Source organism: Haloferax sp. AB510, from assembly GCF_024136985.1.
Classification (GTDB): domain Archaea; phylum Halobacteriota; class Halobacteria; order Halobacteriales; family Haloferacaceae; genus Haloferax.
On record NZ_JAMYJY010000076.1, the window covers coordinates 1 to 18,235 of the forward strand.

The window sequence follows — 18,235 nt, forward strand, 5'->3', positions numbered from 1 at the left end:
CGACGTGGCGCGGGCCGCCCTCGCCGCCGTCGGTACCGCCGCCGAACCGGACCTCTCCGAGTACGAGTGGCGCGTCGTCGTGGGCGCGTCCTACGGGCCGGGGCTCTACACGACCGCGCCCGGCGCGTTCCGGCGACTCAGCCTCGCGCACCTCACGAACCCCGAGCGGGCCTCGCTCACGCCCCGAGAGGAGCGACTGCTGGTCCGCAAGGTCCTCCAGACGCGGCCGTGGGACGCCGTCGCCGACGAACTCGACTTCCACTCGACCGCGGGTGCCATGCGCGCGCTCGGCGACGCCTACGAACCGCTCGTGGACGAGTACGGCACCGACGCAGCCCACGAGGAACGCGAGCGATTCCGGTGATACCCGCCGGGGGAGCGGCCGCGTCTCAGCCGCTTGCCCGCCGACACACCGATAGTCGTCGGTGCCGACGCTCCCCCTATGGCCGAGTGTAGCGAACCCGACTGCGAGAACGTCGCGGCCGTCAGGCTCTACGTGCCGTGGGACGCCGACAGGAACGTCTGTACGGCCCACGCGAGGGCGCTCGTCCAGCAGGACGGCGTCGTCGCCGAGCCCCTCGACGGGGCCGAAGACGACTGGTCGTAGTGCGACCGGCCGGGAACGTGGCAGTCGCAAGCGGGGCAGTCACAAACGGGGCAGTCGAAAGCCGACGCGTCGCTGGCGGGGAGAGACAGCGCGCAGAAATTTCGGGGTCAGGGACGGGACGAGTCCGCGCTCACCGGAGCGAGACGGCCATCATCACTTCGTCGACGTAGTCGCCGTCTATCTTGTAGTGGCCGTCGCGGACGGCTTCGGTCTCCCAGCCGTGGCCTTCGAGGAACGCGATGGCCTCCTCGTTGGTCGCCGGAACGCTGTTGTAGAGCTTCTCGAAGCCGCGCTCGCGAGCCCACTCGACGCCGCGGTCGAGGAGTTTGCTCCCGACGCCGTGGCCGCGGAACTCCGGTCGCGTGCCGACCGTCAGGACGGCGGTGTGGCTCAGCTTCTCCGCCTCGGGCAGATCGAGGTGGACCCAGCCGGCGAGTTCGTCGGCGACAGTAGCGACGAACACCATCCGGGAACTGACCTCGTTGTGTCGGAGGACGACCTCCTCGTGGTCGAGTAGGTCCGCGACCGTCTCGGCCTCGATGTACCGGCCCTCGTCCGCGACCTCGTGGATGGCGTCGACGAGGCTCTCCAAGTCGACGTTCTGGGCCATCCGAATCGTCACGTCGAGGTCGCCGAGTTCCACCGTCTCCTCCTCGCCGGGCGCGTAGGCCACCTCCACGTGGTTGCCGACCTTTCGGATGTAGCCGTCCCGTCGCAGGACGGTCAGGTGCGCCCCCAGCGCCGCCGGCTCGAAGTTGAGCGCCCGCCGTACCTCGTCCTCGCGGACGGTCCCGTGGCGCTCGATGTACTCGTAGATGTCCTTGCGGTCTTTGTGTCCGAAGTTGAGACTGTCAGTTACTTCCATGGTACACAATCACACTCATGATTTATAATTGTTGTTCGTGCCGGACCCGACGACAGTCGGTGGAGCCGACGGGTGAATCGGGGCCCGTGCGCCGCCCTCAGCGCCTCTCGGGGACGCAGGTCAGCAGTTGGGCGGTGTCGAGCACGTCGTGGGTCCGCAGCAGGACTTCGGCGGCCTCTCGGACCGTGAAGTCCGCGTCGAGGTCGACGCCGTAGCACCGGGCGTACATGGTGAGCCAGTCGTTCATCGCCCGGTGGAGCAGTTCGAACTCCTCGCCGGTAAAGGAGACCTGCCGGTCGCCCGTCCGCGCGCTGACGTAGAGCGACACCGCCGGGCCGACGGCCGTCGCGGGCGCATTCGAGCGCGCGCTGGTCCGCGGCCGACGGCGGCGGCGGGTCGAACGACTCCCGGGCCTCTCGGGCCTCGTCGGCGAGGGCTCTTGCGCGCTCCCCGAACCGAACGTCTTCGGGGTGGCGCTCCTCGGCCCCTCGACCGTCGGCGACGGTGCGGGACTCCGATTGGGTCACGTCGCGACTCACGGGCTCACCTCGGTCATCCCCACTTGAACTCGACGCCCTTGTCGCCGCGCGGGTGGGTCCACTCGGTGTCGGCGACGACGGCGCAGGTGCCGCACTCGACGCAGGGCTGGGTGTCGAGGCTGACGACGCGCTCCTCCGAGCCGTTGGTCCGGACGACCTCCTCGCGGTAACAACCGCCGCCGAAGTCGACCGCGGAGACGGGGCAGGCCGCCACCGCGGCCCCGCTGGCCTCGTAGGACTCGTCGCGAAGCGTGATGTGCGGGTTGCCGATGTCGGTGTCGTAGGTCAGTCCGCCGATGCGGGCTTCGAGGTCCGGCGGCGTCACCGAACTCTTGTCGCGGACCCGCGTCCCCAACTCCTCGGCGATGACCGTCGGGAGCGTGACGTAGGGCGTCCGCGTGTCCGGCATCAGCGCCGACAGCGTCGGGACGTTGTAGAGGCGTTCGAGCCGCCCGGAGAGCGCGCGGATACCGGCGCGCCCGACCGGCGAGGTGAGCACGCTGTCGACCACGCTGGTCACGCCGTCGTCCTCGGCGACGCCGCGGAGCAGCTCGTAGCCGCGGGGCCGGAGCTTCTTCATCACGCCCTCGCTCCGGAGCTTGCGGGCGTAGCGAGTCCCCGCCTTCTCCGGTTCGTTGCGCGATTTGGCCTGCGCGTACGACTCCGCGGCGAGTGCCCCGGCGGTGACGGCGTGGTTCATCCCCTTGATGATGGGCCCCTGCGCCTGCATCTGGCCGGCCGCGTCGCCGACGAGGAGTAGGCGACCGAAGTGCGGTTCGCGCAGGGCGACCTTCTTGGAGTCGGGCACGAGTTTCGCGCTGTACTCCAGTTCGGTGTAGTCGTCGCCGAGCCACTGTGCGAGCAACGGGTGGGTCAGAAGCCCGTCCAGTAGCTCGTGCGGCTCCGCCTCCTCCGCGACGAGGCTGTCGAGGTGGAACACCGTCCCGAGCGACAGCGTGTCGCGGTTCGTGTAGAGGAAGCCGCCGCCCCGGACGCCCTCGAACAGGTCGCCCGAGAACAGGTGCGCCGCCCCCTCGTCTTCCGCCACGTCGAATCGGTCGGCGATGGCGTCTTCCGGCATGTCGACGACCGCCTTGACGCCCTGGAACCACTCGTCTGGCTCGTCCCAGTCCATCAGGCCCGCGTCGCGGGCGAGTTCGGAGTTCACCCCGTCGGCCGCGACGATGATATCGGCGGTTATCGGGTCGAGTTCGTCCAGCGTGACGCCGACGATGCGTCCCTCCTCGCGGAGCAGGCCGTTGACGTGGACGCCCGTCAGGAGGCCGCCGCCGGTCTCGCGGGTCCGCTCGTGGACGCGGTCTTCGAGCCACGAGTCCATCTTCCGCCGGAGGACGGAGTCGGACCACTCGGTGTCGTGTTCGTGGAGGTCCGTGAGGTCGAACGACTCGACCTTGTCGCCGGCGATGTTGTGGATGCGGTACTTCGTGATGGGCCGCTCGGCGGCCGCCTCGCGGAACCCCGGAAAGAGGTCGTCGATGGTGTACGGCGCGGACTCCTCGGCGTAGATGAGCCCGCCCGAGACGTTCTTCGACCCGGCCTCGACGCCGCGTTCGAGGACGAGCGTCTCGATGCCGTAGTTGGCGAACGTCGCGGCCGCCGCCGCCCCGCCGGGACCCGCCCCGACGACCAGCGCCTCGTAGTGTTCGTAATCGCTCATTTCGACTCACCCCGTTCGTCCGCAGCCGCGACATCGCCGGGCGTTCCGATCGGCGCGGTTCCCCCGTCGCTGGCGACCGCTGCCTCGAATCGGCCCTCCTTGAGCGCCGTCGTCAGCCGCGGCAGCACCTCGAACAGGTCGCCCTCGATGAAGTAATCCGAGAAGTCGCGGATGCGGGCGTCGGGGTCGGTGTTGACCGCGACGATGGTGTCCGACTCGTCCATGCCGACCTTGTGCTGGACCGCGCCGGAGATACCCGCCGCGATGTAGAGTTTCGGCGCGACGACCTGCCCCGTCTCGCCGATTTGTCTGTCCTCGTGGGTGTACTGCTCGACGTGCCCGTCGAAGTTGAACGACCCCGTGACGATGCCGCGGGTGACGCCGACCTCGGCGTCCTCGAACTGGTCGGCGAGGTCCAAGGCGAGTTCGATACCCTTCGTCGGGTCGTCGCCGATGCCGCGGCCGACCGCGACGATGACGTCGTGGCCGGTCAGGTCGATACCCTCGTCCAGCTGGTCGAACTCCGTGACGGTGACGCGGAACCAGTCGTCGTCGAGCGGGGCGTCGTGTTCGACCACGAGGCCCTCGCGGTCGGCGTCGGGTTCGGGCAGGTCGAAGCTCCCCGGGATGACCGACGCGCCCTGCGGATGGAACTCCCGCGTCGGGTTGTCGATACAGAGGATGGTCGAGTATTCGAAGCCTGAGAAGTCCGGCCGCTTCATGTGCAGGACGCGCTGGAACTCCTTTTTCTCACCGGCGACGCCGGTCTTGACCGGGTTCGAGATGACCTCCTCCGTGATGTAGAGCCCAGAGCAGTCGCTGGCGAGACCGGAGTCGAGTTCGGCCTGCACGAGCGCCGAGAGGTCCCGGCCGTTGTTCGTCGCCGGGAACAGCACGTACCGCGGCTTGTCGTAGTCGCGCCACGGTTCGTCGCGGCCGCCTTGGACCTCGAAGTTCTGGTGGGTGGCACCCGCGCGAGCCATGTCGCAGAATATCTCGGTGTACGGCTTGTGCTGGAAGCGTTCGAGTCGGTCGTCCTCGCGGACGACGGCCACGTCCGCGCCGTAGGCGATGACGTCCTCGACGTGCTTCGACACGTCGGAGCCGATGAGGACCGCGACGACCCGCTCGTCGGTCGTGTAGTCGTCGTTGTAGGTGTCCATCAGCTCGCGGGCCTTCCCGAGCATCTCCTTGGACACGTCCACGAGTTCGCCCGCCTGCGTCTCACAGTAGACCCACATGTCGCGGTAGGTCCCCCCGTGGAGCGACCGGACGTGTCGCTTGTCCCGAGTCGGGTGGTCGAGGTCCGGGTGACGCTCCTCGGGCGGCCGTTCGTCCACCTCGACTTCCGTGTCTTCCTCGTCGCTTCCCTTCACGGAGTCGATGCGGTTTCTGATGAGTCGTTTCACCGGGTCGCGGTCCTCGCCGGCCTCCTCGCGTTCGAGGAGCGATTCGAGGTCCGAGACCTCCTCGACGCTCTGGAGGGCGTTCCCGACCTCTGCAGTGCTCATCGACGCGAGGTCCATCTCGTCGGCGTCGGCCGGCTCGTCGTCGTCCTCGGAGAACTTCTCGATTCGGCTCTCGATGAGCGCGACGGCCGGCGCGCGGTTCTGCCCGCGGTGTTCGGCCTGCAGAATCTCCTCTAACTCACCGAGGTCGTCGATGTCCTTGATGGCCGGGCCGAGCTCCGAAATCTCGTAGTCGCCGGGGTCGAAGTCCGTCACGGTCAGTCACCCCCCGCAGCCGCGGCGTCGCCAGCGTCGTCGCCGACCGCCGACTGCATCGCGGTCAGCACGTCCTGCATGGCACCCGTATCGTCGGGGTCGACCATCGTGGCCTCCCGCTCGGCCGGCGCTTTCGGAATCGGGTCCACCGACGAGACGATGGTCGGCGAACCATCGAGGCCGATGTAGTCCGGGTCGACGTTGATGTCGGCGTGGTCCCGCACCGTCAGGTGCTCTTCGTAGTTTTCGGCGCGTGCTTGGGTCTCCTCACGCAGGTCCTTCAGCGTCAGCCGCTCGCCCGCCGTCCGATACGACGGCTCGAACTCGGGGTCCGCGACGACGAACGCCGGAAGCTCCGTCTCGACGGTCTCTATCTCCTCGATGTCGCCTTCGACCAGTCGCTTGGCGCGCAGGGTCCCCGCGTCCTCGTCGATGTCGAGGGAGATGACGTGCGTGACCAGCGGCATGTCGAGACACCAGTTCGTCTGCGGGCCGGTGTGGCCCGTCTCCCCGTCTGCGGTCTTGAACCCGGCGAACACTACGTCCGGCTCGCCGAGCGTCTCGATGCCCGCGCTGAGCGTGATGGCCGTCGCCCACGTGTCGGCGGCCGCCATCTCGCGGTCCGAGATGAGGTGGAGGTCGTCGGCGTACACCGTCTCCATCGCCTCCCGTAGCACCTCCTTGTACCCCGGCGGCCCCATGCTCATCACGCTCACTCGCCCGCCGTGTCGAACCCGCGTCTGCAGCGCCGCCTGCAGCGCGAAGCGGTCGTTCGGATTCATCACTGTGGGCGTCTTCCCCCGTTCGAGATGCCCGTCTTCGTCGAACGATACCTGGCCCTCCCGGAAGTCGGGCACACCTTTCGTAAGTACCACCATGTGCATTGAGAACACTCTCCCGTTAATGCTAGCTCATATTCATAATAATCTTTTGTGCTAGGTAGCCGGAATGTCCGCGCCGCTCACGGGGGTCGCTGTCGGCGTCCTCGCCCGCAAAAAATCGGGGTTTCTTCCCTTAGATGCGTCCCGCTCGCCCGGGGTCGACGTCGATGGCGTCGACGGGGCAGATGTCGACACAGAGCATGCAGTCGATACACTGGTCTTCGTGGGTCGGTTCGGCCTTGATGTCGGACTCCGGATGCCCCGGCGTGTCGACCCACGTGAACACGTCCACGGGGCAGTCCTCCAGACACGCCCCGTCGGCGAGGCAGATGTCGAAGTCCACCGCGACGTGCGTGCCGTGGATACCGTGTTTCTCCGGCGGGTCGACCGGTCCCCAGACGGCCACGCCGTTTTCCTCTCCAACCTTCTCCCTGTTTGTCTCGAACTGCGGGTCGATAGCCATGACTCTTAGTGACATATTCCGGTAGAGGCAATAAACTATCCCCCGAACGGGCGGAAACCAGGCGACGCGGCGCGCGAGTCGGTCCCTCTACCTGCGCCGCGGTCCCCACACGGCCTCGACGCGCCCACTCGGTGGGGTGAATAGCCCCCGGTCCGAATCACCTCGGTATGGACGTGTTCCTCTGGGTCGCGCTCGCCCTCTTGGTCCTCGGCGTCGTCGGGAGTGTACTGCCACTGCTTCCCGGCGCGCTCCTCTCCGTGCTCGGCGTGGTCGTCTACTGGGTATCGACCGGCTTTTCGGACCCCGGACCCATCGCGTTCGTCGGGCTCATCCTCGTCGGCCTCGTCGCGCTCGTCACCGACTACGCCGGCGGAATGGTCGCCGCGCGGTTCGGCGGCGCGTCGACCCGAACGTCGATTGTCGCCGGGGTCGCCGGCTTCCTGCTCATGTTCCTCATCGGCCCGCTCGGCATCTTCGTCGGCGTCGCTGGTACCGTCTTCGCCCTCGAATACCTCGAACACCAGGACGCGGAAGAGAGCGGTCGTCGCGCGCTCGTCGCCACGGTCGGCGTCCTCGCCACCGCGGCGGTGCAGGCGCTGTTAACGTTCTCGATGCTCGTCGGGTTCGTCCTCGTCGTGGTGTTCTAAGGCCCGCCCGGCTCCCTCCGTGACCGGGTTACTGCTCGTCGCGCCGCCGAATCAGCCCCGTCTCCGCGTCGGCGACCACCCGAGCGGGCGCGCCGTCGGCGTCCACGCGCAGCGGCATGACGTACAGGTCGAACGTCCGGTCGGTCGGAAGCGCGTCTAACCCGCAGAGGTTCTCGACGACGAGCAGTCCCGCCCCGAGAATCGCGTGGTGGGCGGGCACGTCGTCGCCGCCGGTCGGGTCCGGGCTAAGTGCGTCGGTGCCGACCGAGAGCCCTCGGTCCGCGCAGGCGTGCGCCGTCTCGGGCGCGAGCGCCGGGTGGTCGGGCATGCGTTCGGTTCCCCACTCGTCCTCCCAGCCGGTTCGGAACACGAGGAAGTCCACGCGCGGTTCGAGGTGTTCCGGAATCGCGTCCGGCCCGATTCGCCCGCGGGGCCCCGCGTCTCGGCAGTCGGCGATCCGAGCGGTGAACCGGAGGTCGTCGACCGGGAAGTCGTCGAGGGTCGCACCGTCCGGTTCGGTGTGCGCGGGCGCATCGACGTGCGTTCCGGCGTGGGTCCCGAGTTCGAGCCGGGAAACGCGGTAGCCGTCGGCGTCGAAGTCAGCGTGGGGTTCGACTGTGACGGGCGGGTCGCCGGGATACGTCGGCATCCCGGTCTCGACGCGGCGGGTGAGGTCGAGGAGGGTCATACCACTCCCTACGCGGTGGTGGGTAAAACGAGTGTTCGTGTCGAGCGCGACTGTCCGTCGTTCGGCTTACTTGTGCGCGAAGTAGACGACCGTCTCGTCGTCGCCGCGGTCGTCCACGCGGACGAAGCCGACACGCTCGAACTGGACGAGTTCGTCCTCGGGCACGTCGCCGAAGTCGGGTTCAGCGACGCCCGTCACGTCGCCGTCCATGGTACGCATGCGGACCGAGACGCCGTCGGTCGGAGCCCAGTGAATCACGGCCACGTCGCCCTCGCGGACCACGTCGAGGTCGTCGCCGGTGGCGACGAGCGAGTCGTCCTCGCGGCGGACCGCGCCGAAGCCCTTCAGCCAGACGCGCTCGCCCTCGGCGGGCACGTCGCCCGATTCGAGGAGGACGCTGTCGCCGACGGGGATGTCGCGGGTGCCGCGCTCCTCGAAGCTCGGGTGGAGCGGCGGGTGGGCACTGTCGGGGCCGCCCTCGACGGCGAACTCCTCACACGGGCCAGACACAGTCTGGCTGTCCGCCGAGGTTCCCTCGGCGACGTCCCGGACGAGGAAGTACCGGTCCGTCTCGTCGTCGACGAGGTCGCGGTTGTTCGCGTAGACCGTCGACATCGAGAGGTCGACGTTCGAGGTGGAGGTGCCGAGGCCGACCATCGCGTCTACGATGGCCTGCCCGCGGATGCCGCGGCGGCGGAGGCTCTTGATGGTCGGCACACGCGGGTCGTCCCAGCCCTCGACCTCGCCCGCGTCGATGAGTTCCTTGATGCTCGACGTGGACATCTTCACGTCGTAGGCGTCGACCTGCACGTGGCCCCAGTGGACGACCTCGGGGTAGTCCCAGCCGAAGTAGTCGTAGACGAACTGCTGGCGCTTCGCGGAGTCCTGAAGGTCGATACCGCGGATGATGTGGGTGACGCCCGTGAGGTGGTCGTCGACGCCGGACTGGAAGTCGAGCATCGGCCACGCGCGGTAGTCAGCCGCCTCCTCGCGGGGGTGCGGCGTGTCTATCATGCGGAAGGCGACCCAGTCGCGCAGCGCGGGGTTCTTGTGTTCGATGTCGGTCTTGACGCGGAGGACCATCTCGCCCGAACTGTACTCGCCTGCGACCATGTCCTCGAACTCCTCGCGGGTCGTCTCGGTGTCCTTGTCGCGGTGCGGACACGGCTTTCCGTCGTTCTTCAGGTTCGAGAACGCCTCGCCCGAACACGAGCAGGTGTACGCGCCGCCCATCTCGATGAGTTCGCGGGCGTAGTCGTAGTACGTCTCCACCCGGTCGGAGGCGCGAATCACGTCGTCGGGCTCGAACCCGAGGTAGTCGATGTCGTCGAGGATGGCGTCGTACGCCGTCAGGTCCGGCCGCTTCGTCTCCGGGTCGGTGTCGTCGAACCGGACGATAAAGGAGCCGTCGTACATCTCCTTGTACGTCCCGATGACCGCGGGCATGCGGGCGTGGCCGAGGTGCCACGGGCCGTTGGGGTTCGGCGCGGCGCGCATGCGGACCTCGTCGTACGCCTCGGCGTTCGGGAGGTCGGGGAGCAGCGACTCGTCGGCCTCCTCCTCGGCTTCCATCTCGGCGAGTTCCTCGGGCGCGAGGTCTTCGAGTCGGTCGCGCTTTTCGTCGGCGGACAGCTGGTTGACCTCGGCGACGACGGGGCCGATGAGCCCCGGAATCTCGCCGCCGTGCTGTCGGAAGTCGGGGTTCTCGCCCATCAGCGGGCCCATAATCGCGCCCACGTCGGCGTCGCTGTCGTGTTTGACTGCGTTGAGAAGCGCGTGCTTCTCGGCCTCTCGCTCGATGCGCTCTCGAAGCTCGTCGTCCATTACCGTTCGCTTCCGCGGCGCGCCTAAAAACAGGCCCGGATTGCGGGGAAGGGTCCTCGCGCGGGCAGGGGTACGTGAAATGTTAGCACTTCAGAGTAAATATGAGTTACGGCGGAACTCGGGGACGGAACGACCGAAGAAGAGATTCTCGCGGCCGCGACTCGCGGCGACGCCGCGCGCTCAGTAGCCGCGGGTGATGAGGTAGTCCGCGATGTCGCAGAGCAGCTCGCGGGCCTCGTTGTCCGGGAGGACGTCGAGCCGCGACTTGGCCTGTTCGGTGAGGTCTTCTGCCATCTCGCGGGCGTAGTCGATGCTGCCCGCCTCGTTCAGTTCTGCGACGGCGGCTTCGACGGCTTCCTCGGTGAGTTCCTCGGCCGTCTCGGCGTCGACGAGGTCGTCCACGTCGATGCCCTGCTGGCGCGCGTGGAGGGAGATGATGGTCTCTTTGTTCTCCACGAGGTCCGAGCCGCGCTGTTTACCGAGCTGCTCCGACGGCACGGTCAAGTCGAGCACGTCGTCTTGAATCTGGAACGCGCTGCCGGACTCGATGCCGTACTGGTAGAGCGCCTCGACGACCTCGTCGTCGGCACCCATGATGACCGCCGGAACGGCGGCCGCGGTCCCGTAGAGGACGGCCGTCTTCAGTTCGACCATCTGGAGGTACTCGTCGGGGAGCACCTCGGTGCGGCGCTCGAACTCGATGTCGAGCGCCTGCCCCTCGCAGATCTGCGTGCAGGTGGTCGCGAGTCGGCGGACGGCTTCGAGGCCGTCGGCGGGGTCAGCGCCGGTCTTCGTCAGGAGCTCGAACGCCTTGGCGTACAGCGTGTCGCCGGCGAGGATGGCGGTCGAGTTGTCGTACTCCTTGTGGACCGCCGGAACGCCGCGACGGAGGTCGTCGTCGTCCATGATGTCGTCGTGGATGAGCGTGAACGACTGGATGACCTCGATGCTCACGGCCGCGACCATCACGTCGATGGGGTCGCCCGCGAGCGTCGGGAACGCCCGGTAGTCCTCCGACATCGGTTCGACGTCCGCGAGGGACTCCGCGGTCAGGAGTGAGACGGTCGGCCGAAGGCGCTTGCCGCCGGCTTTCAGGAGGTACCGGGAGGCCTCGTAGAGCCGTTCCGGCTCGGCCATCGGTACGTCCTCGTCGAGCGCGTCGTTGACGAGTTCGCGTCGCTCGCGAATCGCCTCGAGCACCCGCTTTTCCGTCGCGTCGGGAGTCATCACTCCACCAGCTGAATCATGTTGCCGTTCCGCGTGACGTGGACGTCGCGACCGAGGGCGTAGCCCTGACTCTCGGCGAGGTCCACGTACGGAGCGAAGCCTTTCAGGTTCTGGTGAGCCGGGATGACGTGCTGGGGCTGGAGCGCCTGCAGCATCTCGTAGTGCCCCTCCTCGCGGAGGTGGCCCGAGACGTGAATCTCGTCGTAGATGCGCGCGCCCTGCATGCGCAGGAGGCGTTCGGACTGGTAGCGCTGGCCCTCGTTCGTCGGCTCCGGGATGACCCGCGCCGAGAAGATGACCTTGTCGCCGTCGTCAATCTCGTACGGCGTCTCGCCGCGGCCCATACGGGTGAGCATCGCGCGCGGCTCGCCCTGGTGACCCGTGACGATGGGCAGGTAGTTCTCCTTGCCCTCCTTCATGATTCGCTTGAAGGTGCGGTCGACGGACTTGCGGTGGCCGTACATCCCGAGGTCGTCGGGGAGGTCGACGAAGCCGAGGCGCTCGGCGGTGCCGGAGTACTTCTCCATCGAGCGGCCGAGGAGGACCGGCTGGCGGCCGATGTCCTTGGCGAACTCGACGAGCGAGGAGACCCGGGAGATGTGCGACGAGAACGTCGTCGCCACGATGCCGCCGTCGTAGTCCTCGACGGAGGTCATCACGTCTTTGAGGTGGCGGCGCGCGACGGATTCGGAGGGCGTGCGGCCCTTCCGGCCGGCGTTCGTACAGTCTTCGATGTACGCGAGCACGCCGTTGCCCTCGCGACCGATCTCGCGGAAGCGCTTCATGTCGATGGGGTCTTCGAGGACCGGCGAGTGGTCCATGCGCTTGTCGAGACCGTAGACGACAGCGCCCTCGGGCGTGTGGACGACCGGGTTGATGGCGTCAATGATGGAGTGGGTGACGTGGACGAATTCGAGTTCCACGTTGCCGGAGTCGCCGATGGACATCGTCTCGCCGGCTTCCATCTTGACGAGGTCGTTGTTGACGTTGAACTTGTTCTCGCCCTCAATCTGCTGTTTCACCAGTTCGATGGTGAAGGGCGTCGCGACGACGGGGGCGTCGTAGCGGTGAGCGAGCTTGGAGATGGCACCGATGTGGTCGAGGTGACCGTGCGTGGGGACGATGGCCTGCACGTCTCCTTCGAGGTCGCTCATGACCCGGTCGTCCGGGATAGCGCCCATGTCGATGAGGTCGAGGCTGTGCATCTTTTCGGTCTCGACGTTGTCGTGGATGAGGACCTGCGACAGGTTGAGACCCATGTCGAAGACGACGACGTCGTCTCCGGCACGGACGGCCGTCATCTGACGGCCGACTTCTTCGTATCCGCCTATGGTTGCGATTTCGATTTCCATGGTTTGTGTGTCTCGATATTCCGAGCATCGAAAGCCACGATGTGGCGAAGGTGCTCACGGAAAGACGGGTGTCTGGGGGCCACCGGCCCCGGCGTCTTGCAGCTCGTCGGTCGAATGACCCCGCGTACGAGACGGCCCGAACCGGTCGATTTGGGCGCGCCCGCACTTACCCGCGGGTTTCTGGTACTGAGTTCTACTCACGGGGGTACTAAAAACTACGTGGGTTCACCGCGCCCGCACGCCCGGGCTCGTGAGAGAACGTCTCACGTGAGACGAAGATTCCCTCGCTCGACGACGATTTCAACCCGGACGATCGGATTCGACGGCCATCTCGCACTGTCGGTCCGGCACATTTAAGATAACTACGAGACGGATTTGATGCATGAGCGGCCGACCCCTCGACGTCCTCGAAGCGTCACTCGACGAGCCGGTGACGGTTCTCCTCAAGGACGGAAACGCGTACTTCGGCGTCCTCGCTGGTTACGACCAGCACATGAACGTCGTACTCGAAGAAGCGCTGGACGAAGACACTGTGCCCGGGGATATCGAACTCGAGCAAGTCCAAGACACAACCATTATACGCGGCGATAACGTCGTCACCATCAAAGCATGACGGGTGCAGGAACCCCCAGCCAAGGAAAGAAGAACAAGACGACGCACGTCAAGTGCCGTCGCTGCGGCGAGAAGTCCTACCACGTGAAGAAGAAGGTCTGCTCGTCTTGCGGCTTCGGTAAGTCGAAGAAGCGTCGGAGCTACGCCTGGCAGTCGAAGTCCGGCGACAACTAACGACTCTCGACGGTCTCAGACCGTCTCTGTCTTCTCTCTCGCCGTCTGCGGCGAGAACGAATCCGCGTTCCTGACTCCCGGTTTGTTTTCCCGACAGTGACACTCGCTAGCACCGAGTACGGCATCCTCTCTGCACCTTCGACTCGCGTTCAGATTTTGTCACCAGTTTCATCACTACTACCCGTTGAGCCGTCGCTGTCCTCGCGGGCGACGAGTCGCGGTCACGGGTGGGTCTATTCCCATGTCACGTCTCCCGTCTCGTGTGGGTCGCACGCCGCCTCGCAGTCGCCGACGCTCGCCGACTTATGCACTAATGTGTATATTTCCCGGTTTCGAAACCCGCCGTTACTGCATAAGGACGGGTTTTTTACCCCCTCGACTCTCTACCATCTTCCATGGTAACTGGGCGGGACGACTCCCACCACCACATCGGCGGACCGACCGAGAAGTGCGGTGTCGTCGGCGTCGCACTCGGCGGTCGAGACGCCGCACGGCCCCTGTACTACTCGCTGTACGCCCTCCAGCACCGGGGCCAAGAGTCCGCAGGCATCGTCACCCACGACGGGTTCCAACAGCACAGTCACGTCCAGATGGGTCTCGTCGGCGACGCGTTCGGTGCCGACGACCTCGACGGCCTGAAGGGCGAGGCGGGCATCGGTCACGTCCGCTACCCCACCGCCGGCGACGTGTCGAAGTCGTGCGCCCAGCCGTTCGCCGTCTCGTTCAAGTCGGGGTCGCTCGGCCTCGCGCACAACGGCAACCTCGTCAACGCCGACGAACTCCGCGACGAACTGGAGAACTTCGGCCACGCGTTCACCTCCACGGGCGACACCGAGGTCATCGCCCACGACCTCGCGCGCAATCTCCTCGAAGAGGACCTCGTCCGCGCCGTCAAGCGGACTATGGAGCGAATCCACGGCTCGTACGCGCTCACCATCATGCACGACGAGACGGTCCTCGGCGTGCGCGACCCCGAAGGAAATCGACCGCTCTGTATCGGGAAGCTCGACGACGGCTACGTGCTCGCCTCCGAGTCGGCCGCCATCGACACGCTCGACGGCGAACTCGTCCGCGACGTGAAACCGGGCGAACTCGTCGTCCTCGACCCCGACGGAAGCGGCTTCGACTCGTATCAACTGGTCGAACGCGACAACACGGCCCACTGCTTTTTCGAACACATCTACTTCGCCCGCCCGGACTCCGTGATGAACGACACGCTCGTCTACGAGGTCCGCCGCGGGCTCGGCCGGAAGCTCTGGGACGAAAACGGCGTCGACACCGACGTTGTCATGCCCGTCCCCGACTCGGGCCGCGCGTTCGCCTCCGGCTACGCCGAGGCCGCACAGGAAGACGACGCGACCGTCGAGTTCGCCGAGGGGCTGATGAAGAACCGCTACGTCGGCCGGACGTTCATCATGCCGACCCAAGACGAGCGCGAACGCGCCGTCCGCCTCAAGCTTAACCCCATCAAGAGCACCGTCGAGGGCAAGTCCGTGACGCTCATCGACGACAGCATCGTCCGCGGGACGACCTCGAATCAGCTCGTGCAACTGCTGTACGACGCCGGCGCGACCGAGGTCCACATGCGCATCGGCGCGCCGCCCATCGTCGCGCCCTGCTACATGGGAATCAACATGGCCACCCGCGAGGAACTCATCGCCTCGGACAAGTCCGTCGAGGAGGTCCGCGACACTATCGACGCCGACAGCCTCGGTTACCTCTCTATCGACGCCGTCGCCGAGGTGCTCGAAAAGTCCCGCGCCGACCTCTGTCTCGGCTGTGTCACCGGTGAGTATCCCTACGAGATCGACGGCGAGGAGACCGACCGCGACGTGAGTCGCCCCGTCGTCGGTGCCGAAGCGCCGCTAAGCGACTGAGTCTCACCCGTCTCGTTCCCCCGACCTATCGCTCCGTCTGACAGTCACCGAGAGCCTCGATAGCATAGTCAACGCCGCCTTTCTTTTCTCTCGCGCCCGTGGTTCGAACCGTACTCCGACTCGCCGAGGACCGGGTTGCGAGCGGAGTACGGAGTGCGAATCGACGGGGCGGTGGAACGCCGCGGGAGGGCCCGCACGCCCCGTCTCTGTGACCTGCCGGTCGCACCACGTACTACCACCCGTCCGAATCAGTGGCCCTCGGGCCGCGCGCCCCGCCGCGGGCGTCGGGCGGGTACTCCCTTTGAACGCCCGAGCGACGGCGCTCGCCACACTCGTCTCAGTAGACGACGTAGAGGAGGACGTAGACGACGTTTCCGAGGACGAACGAGACGAGCCACAGCGACGCGGCGACGCGGCCGAACCGGGCGTGTTCGGTGCCGAAGACCTCGGTTATCGGTCGCGTCAGCGCCAACAGCAACGCGTAGTAGACGACGGGGACACAGACGACTGCGAGGAGGATGTGAATCGCCAGCGTCGGGAGGTAGACGAACTGGTAGACCGCGTCGGGGCCGGGGAACTCGGCGGTCCCCTGGACGACGACCTTGTAGAGATAGAGGACGAGGAACGTCGCAAAGAGGAGGAACGACGTGAGCATCATGCGCCGGTGACGCTCGATTTCGCCGCGGCGGACGAACCGGACGCCGGCGAGGATGGTGACGATGGCGACAGTGCTGATGACCGCGTTCACGTGCGGAATCGCGTTCAGCACGGCCTCGGGAACAGTCGGAATCGCGGCGCGGGGAATCGCACCGAGCGCCGCGCCGAAGACGAGCGCGAGCGACAGCACCGAGAGAATCGCAGTCAGTCCGCGGACGTGGTCGCGTGCTCGGAACTCCATAGGCGTATCCGGGTGCTGCGAGGCCAAAATCGTTCGGTCGCCCGCCCGCGGCACGGCGCCTGCAAACGCCCGACATTGTCGAGTCGAAAGGAAAGTCATTTAAATTACCGCGGGGTAAACGAGAGTGCAGCAAGACACAGCGAGCGTGGGTAGCCAAGCCAGGCCAACGGCGCAGCGTTGAGGGCGCTGTCCTGTAGAGGTCCGCCGGTTCAAATCCGGTCCCACGCATCGCATGTGCGGGCTCACAGTCCGCAATGAGGCGGCGTAGCCGCCGAATGATGCAGGTGACGTCCCTACACGGACATCACCCACGCACAATCCTTCCACGAAACTACACCCCTGAGATATTTCTCTCTGGGTTTCTCTGACTCACTCTCCGGAGAGGGACTCCTCTCTGGGGTTCTCGCTATTCACCGGACAGCGGCCGTGCCGCCCTCGACTTCCGACGCCGGCGGTCTCCACGTGCCGCGAGTTTAAAAGGGTCGAACGAGTAACACGCGGCATGGCCAAGTACTCGACCAACCGGGGCGGTGGTGGCGGCGACGGCGACAGTTGCGAACTCTGCGGGCGTAGCACCGCGAAGCTCCGGCGCGCGAACGTGGCCGGCGCGGACCTGCTCGTCTGCCCGGACTGCGCGCCGCACGGCGAGAACCGCCACGCGGACCGAAAGAGCGAGTCGACCGACTCCTCGCGCGACGGCTCCGAGCGGAACCGCAAGAAACGCGCCGCCCAGCGCACCGCCAAGATGTACGATAGCGCGAAGGGCGACTCCAAGCACTGGGAGGAAAAGGGGACGAACTACGAGAAAGACCGGCTCCCCTACCTCGTCTCCGGCTACGGCGGTGTCGTCGAGTCCGCCCGGCAGGACGCCGGCCTCCAACTCGCCGACCTCGCCGACGAACTCGACCTCGACGAGAAGCAACTACTCGCTATCGAACAGGGCCGCGCCACCCGGGCGAACGTCGGCGGCTCGGCCATCCGCGCCCTCGAAGAGCGCCTCGACGTGACCCTCGTCGACGAGTAGCACGATTTTTCTCGGTCGGGCGTCTCGACGCGCATATGTCCGACTCACTCGCACCCGAGTCCCCGACAGTCCGGGCGTTCGACGCGACGGTGACGCGCGTCGACGGTCGGTCGGTCGTCCTCGACGAGACGTACTTCTACCCCGAAGGCGGCGGTCAGCCCGCGGACCGGGGCGTTCTCGGCGGCGTCGACGTCGAACACGTCCGCACGGACGCCGACGGCGCGGTCGTCCACGACCTCGCGGCCGACCCTGATTTCGGCGTCGGCGACGAGGTGACGGGCGTCGTCGACGACGACTTCCGGACGTACTGCATGCGGGCGCACACCGCCAGTCACGTTCTCTACGGCGCGGGTCGCCGCATCTTCGACGACCTCGGCTACGGCGGCTTCGACATCTCCGCGGAGAAGGTCCGCGTCGACTTCGAGACCTCGACCGAGGTCGACGACGACGCGCTCGTCGAACTGGAGCGCCTCGTCAATCGAGCGGTGTGGGACAGCCGCGAGGTGTCGTGGGAGGAGATTCCCGTCTCGGAGGCCCGCGAGCGCGAGGAAATCGCGTTCAACGTCAAGACCGAGGAGGGCGTCTTCGCCGACGCCGACGAGGTCCGAGTCGTCTCCATCGACGGCTGGGACTGGGCGGCCTGCGGCGGGACGCACGTCTCGAACACCGTCGAAATCGGGCCGGTCGAGGTGCTCGGCCGGTCGAACCCCGGCGAGGGACTCACCCGCGTCGAGTTCGCGGTCGGCCCCTCGGCTATCGACCGCCGCGCCGCGGTTCGAACGTCCACCTACGAGGCCGCCCGAGCGCTCGGGACGAACCTCGACGGTCTCGGAGAGTCGGCCGCCACCGTCGCGGCCGCGCGCGAAGAACTGGAGTTCGAACTCGCCGACCTGAAGTCCGAGGTACTGCGCTCCCGACTCGCGGACTTCGAGACGGTCGAACGCGACGGGTTGACGTGGAAAGTCGGCGCGGTCTCCGGCTTCGATGCGAACGAGGTCGGCGATGCGGCCAAGGAGGCCCGCGACGGCGCGGACGTGCTCGTCGCCGTCGGCGAGTCCGATGCACCGTTCGTCGTCGTCGCCAGCGCCGGTGACGCGGCCGCCGGGGATGTCGTCGCCGAGGTGACAGACGAGTTCGGCGGCGGCGGTGGCGGCG

The 18,235-nt window shown here is 66.9% G+C and carries 17 protein-coding genes, 1 tRNA gene and 2 pseudogenes; 9 read left to right on the forward strand and 11 right to left on the reverse strand.

Annotated elements, in window-relative coordinates:
• Together NKF06_RS14115 and NKF06_RS14120 are read left to right on the forward strand one after the other, a co-directional pair.
• Positions 1 to 364, forward strand: a pseudogene (locus NKF06_RS14115) (tRNA(Met) cytidine acetyltransferase); the annotation flags it as partial.
• Between the two features lie 78 nt (positions 365 to 442).
• Complete coding sequence (locus tag NKF06_RS14120; RefSeq protein WP_172795821.1) at positions 443 to 607, forward strand: hypothetical protein; 165 nt, start codon at positions 443 to 445, stop codon at positions 605 to 607.
• Between the two features lie 130 nt (positions 608 to 737).
• Here the strand turns inward: NKF06_RS14120 and NKF06_RS14125 are convergent, their stop codons facing one another.
• The 6 genes and pseudogenes from NKF06_RS14125 to NKF06_RS14150 form a co-directional block, all read right to left on the reverse strand.
• Positions 738 to 1,472, reverse strand: coding sequence for a GNAT family N-acetyltransferase (locus NKF06_RS14125; protein ID WP_253245767.1), 735 nt, complete (start codon positions 1,470 to 1,472; stop codon positions 738 to 740).
• A gap of 97 nt (positions 1,473 to 1,569) precedes the next feature.
• A pseudogene (locus tag NKF06_RS14130) lies at positions 1,570 to 2,011 on the reverse strand (hypothetical protein).
• A gap of 13 nt (positions 2,012 to 2,024) precedes the next feature.
• Positions 2,025 to 3,689 carry an FAD-dependent monooxygenase gene (locus NKF06_RS14135; RefSeq protein ID WP_253245768.1) on the reverse strand — a complete coding sequence of 555 codons (1,665 nt, stop codon included), beginning with the start codon at positions 3,687 to 3,689 and terminating at the stop codon, positions 2,025 to 2,027.
• Positions 3,686 to 5,413, reverse strand: a complete 1,728-nt coding sequence (locus NKF06_RS14140) for an electron transfer flavoprotein subunit alpha/FixB family protein (protein ID WP_253245769.1) — start codon at positions 5,411 to 5,413, stop codon at positions 3,686 to 3,688. The genes NKF06_RS14135 and NKF06_RS14140 overlap by 4 nt, the downstream gene beginning before the upstream one ends.
• Positions 5,414 to 5,415: 2 nt before the next feature.
• A complete protein-coding gene (locus NKF06_RS14145) occupies positions 5,416 to 6,297 on the reverse strand; it encodes an electron transfer flavoprotein subunit beta/FixA family protein (protein ID WP_253245770.1) in 882 nt (293 codons plus the stop codon).
• Positions 6,298 to 6,427: 130 nt separating this feature from the next.
• Complete coding sequence (locus tag NKF06_RS14150) at positions 6,428 to 6,757, reverse strand: ferredoxin family protein (protein WP_253245771.1); 330 nt, start codon at positions 6,755 to 6,757, stop codon at positions 6,428 to 6,430.
• A gap of 167 nt (positions 6,758 to 6,924) precedes the next feature.
• On the opposite strand from NKF06_RS14150, the gene NKF06_RS14155 reads away from it, so the two are divergent.
• Positions 6,925 to 7,404 (forward strand): DUF456 domain-containing protein, encoded by a 480-nt coding sequence (locus NKF06_RS14155; protein WP_058828322.1) that lies wholly within the window; start codon positions 6,925 to 6,927, stop codon positions 7,402 to 7,404.
• Positions 7,405 to 7,432: 28 nt separating this feature from the next.
• On the opposite strand, the gene NKF06_RS14160 is transcribed toward NKF06_RS14155, so the two are convergent.
• The 4 genes from NKF06_RS14160 to NKF06_RS14175 form a co-directional block, all read right to left on the reverse strand.
• Positions 7,433 to 8,092, reverse strand: a complete 660-nt coding sequence (locus tag NKF06_RS14160; RefSeq protein WP_253245772.1) for a cyclase family protein — start codon at positions 8,090 to 8,092, stop codon at positions 7,433 to 7,435.
• A gap of 66 nt (positions 8,093 to 8,158) precedes the next feature.
• Positions 8,159 to 9,916 (reverse strand): glutamate--tRNA ligase, encoded by a 1,758-nt coding sequence (locus NKF06_RS14165; protein WP_058828324.1) that lies wholly within the window; start codon positions 9,914 to 9,916, stop codon positions 8,159 to 8,161.
• A gap of 180 nt (positions 9,917 to 10,096) precedes the next feature.
• Positions 10,097 to 11,143 carry a polyprenyl synthetase family protein gene (locus NKF06_RS14170; protein WP_058828325.1) on the reverse strand — a complete coding sequence of 349 codons (1,047 nt, stop codon included), beginning with the start codon at positions 11,141 to 11,143 and terminating at the stop codon, positions 10,097 to 10,099.
• Positions 11,143 to 12,495, reverse strand: coding sequence for a ribonuclease J (locus NKF06_RS14175; RefSeq protein ID WP_004974618.1), 1,353 nt, complete (start codon positions 12,493 to 12,495; stop codon positions 11,143 to 11,145). The genes NKF06_RS14170 and NKF06_RS14175 overlap by 1 nt, the downstream gene beginning before the upstream one ends.
• Positions 12,496 to 12,877: 382 nt before the next feature.
• Here NKF06_RS14175 and NKF06_RS14180 point away from each other — a divergent pair, with 382 nt between their 5' ends.
• The 3 genes from NKF06_RS14180 (at position 12,878) to purF (ending at position 15,158) form a co-directional block, all read left to right on the forward strand.
• Entirely contained in the window at positions 12,878 to 13,108 is a 231-nt protein-coding gene (locus NKF06_RS14180; RefSeq protein WP_004042938.1) for an LSM domain-containing protein, read from the forward strand.
• Entirely contained in the window at positions 13,105 to 13,281 is a 177-nt protein-coding gene (locus NKF06_RS14185) for a 50S ribosomal protein L37e (RefSeq protein ID WP_004042936.1), read from the forward strand. The genes NKF06_RS14180 and NKF06_RS14185 overlap by 4 nt, the downstream gene beginning before the upstream one ends.
• Positions 13,282 to 13,676: 395 nt before the next feature.
• Complete coding sequence (gene purF, locus NKF06_RS14190) at positions 13,677 to 15,158, forward strand: amidophosphoribosyltransferase (RefSeq protein ID WP_253245773.1); 1,482 nt, start codon at positions 13,677 to 13,679, stop codon at positions 15,156 to 15,158.
• A 337-nt stretch (positions 15,159 to 15,495) separates the two neighbouring features.
• Here the strand turns inward: purF and NKF06_RS14195 are convergent, their stop codons facing one another.
• On the reverse strand, positions 15,496 to 16,056 hold the full coding sequence (locus tag NKF06_RS14195) for a DUF420 domain-containing protein (protein WP_058828327.1): 561 nt from the start codon (positions 16,054 to 16,056) through the stop codon (positions 15,496 to 15,498).
• 143 nt (positions 16,057 to 16,199) lie between these two features.
• On the opposite strand from NKF06_RS14195, the gene NKF06_RS14200 reads away from it, so the two are divergent.
• The 3 genes from NKF06_RS14200 to NKF06_RS14210 form a co-directional block, all read left to right on the forward strand.
• Positions 16,200 to 16,284, forward strand: a tRNA-Leu gene (locus NKF06_RS14200).
• Positions 16,285 to 16,558: 274 nt separating this feature from the next.
• Complete coding sequence (locus NKF06_RS14205) at positions 16,559 to 17,080, forward strand: multiprotein-bridging factor 1 family protein (protein ID WP_058828328.1); 522 nt, start codon at positions 16,559 to 16,561, stop codon at positions 17,078 to 17,080.
• A 35-nt stretch (positions 17,081 to 17,115) separates the two neighbouring features.
• A partial coding sequence (locus NKF06_RS14210; RefSeq protein WP_253245774.1) for an alanine--tRNA ligase-related protein occupies positions 17,116 to 18,235 on the forward strand: 1,120 nt, incomplete at its 3' end.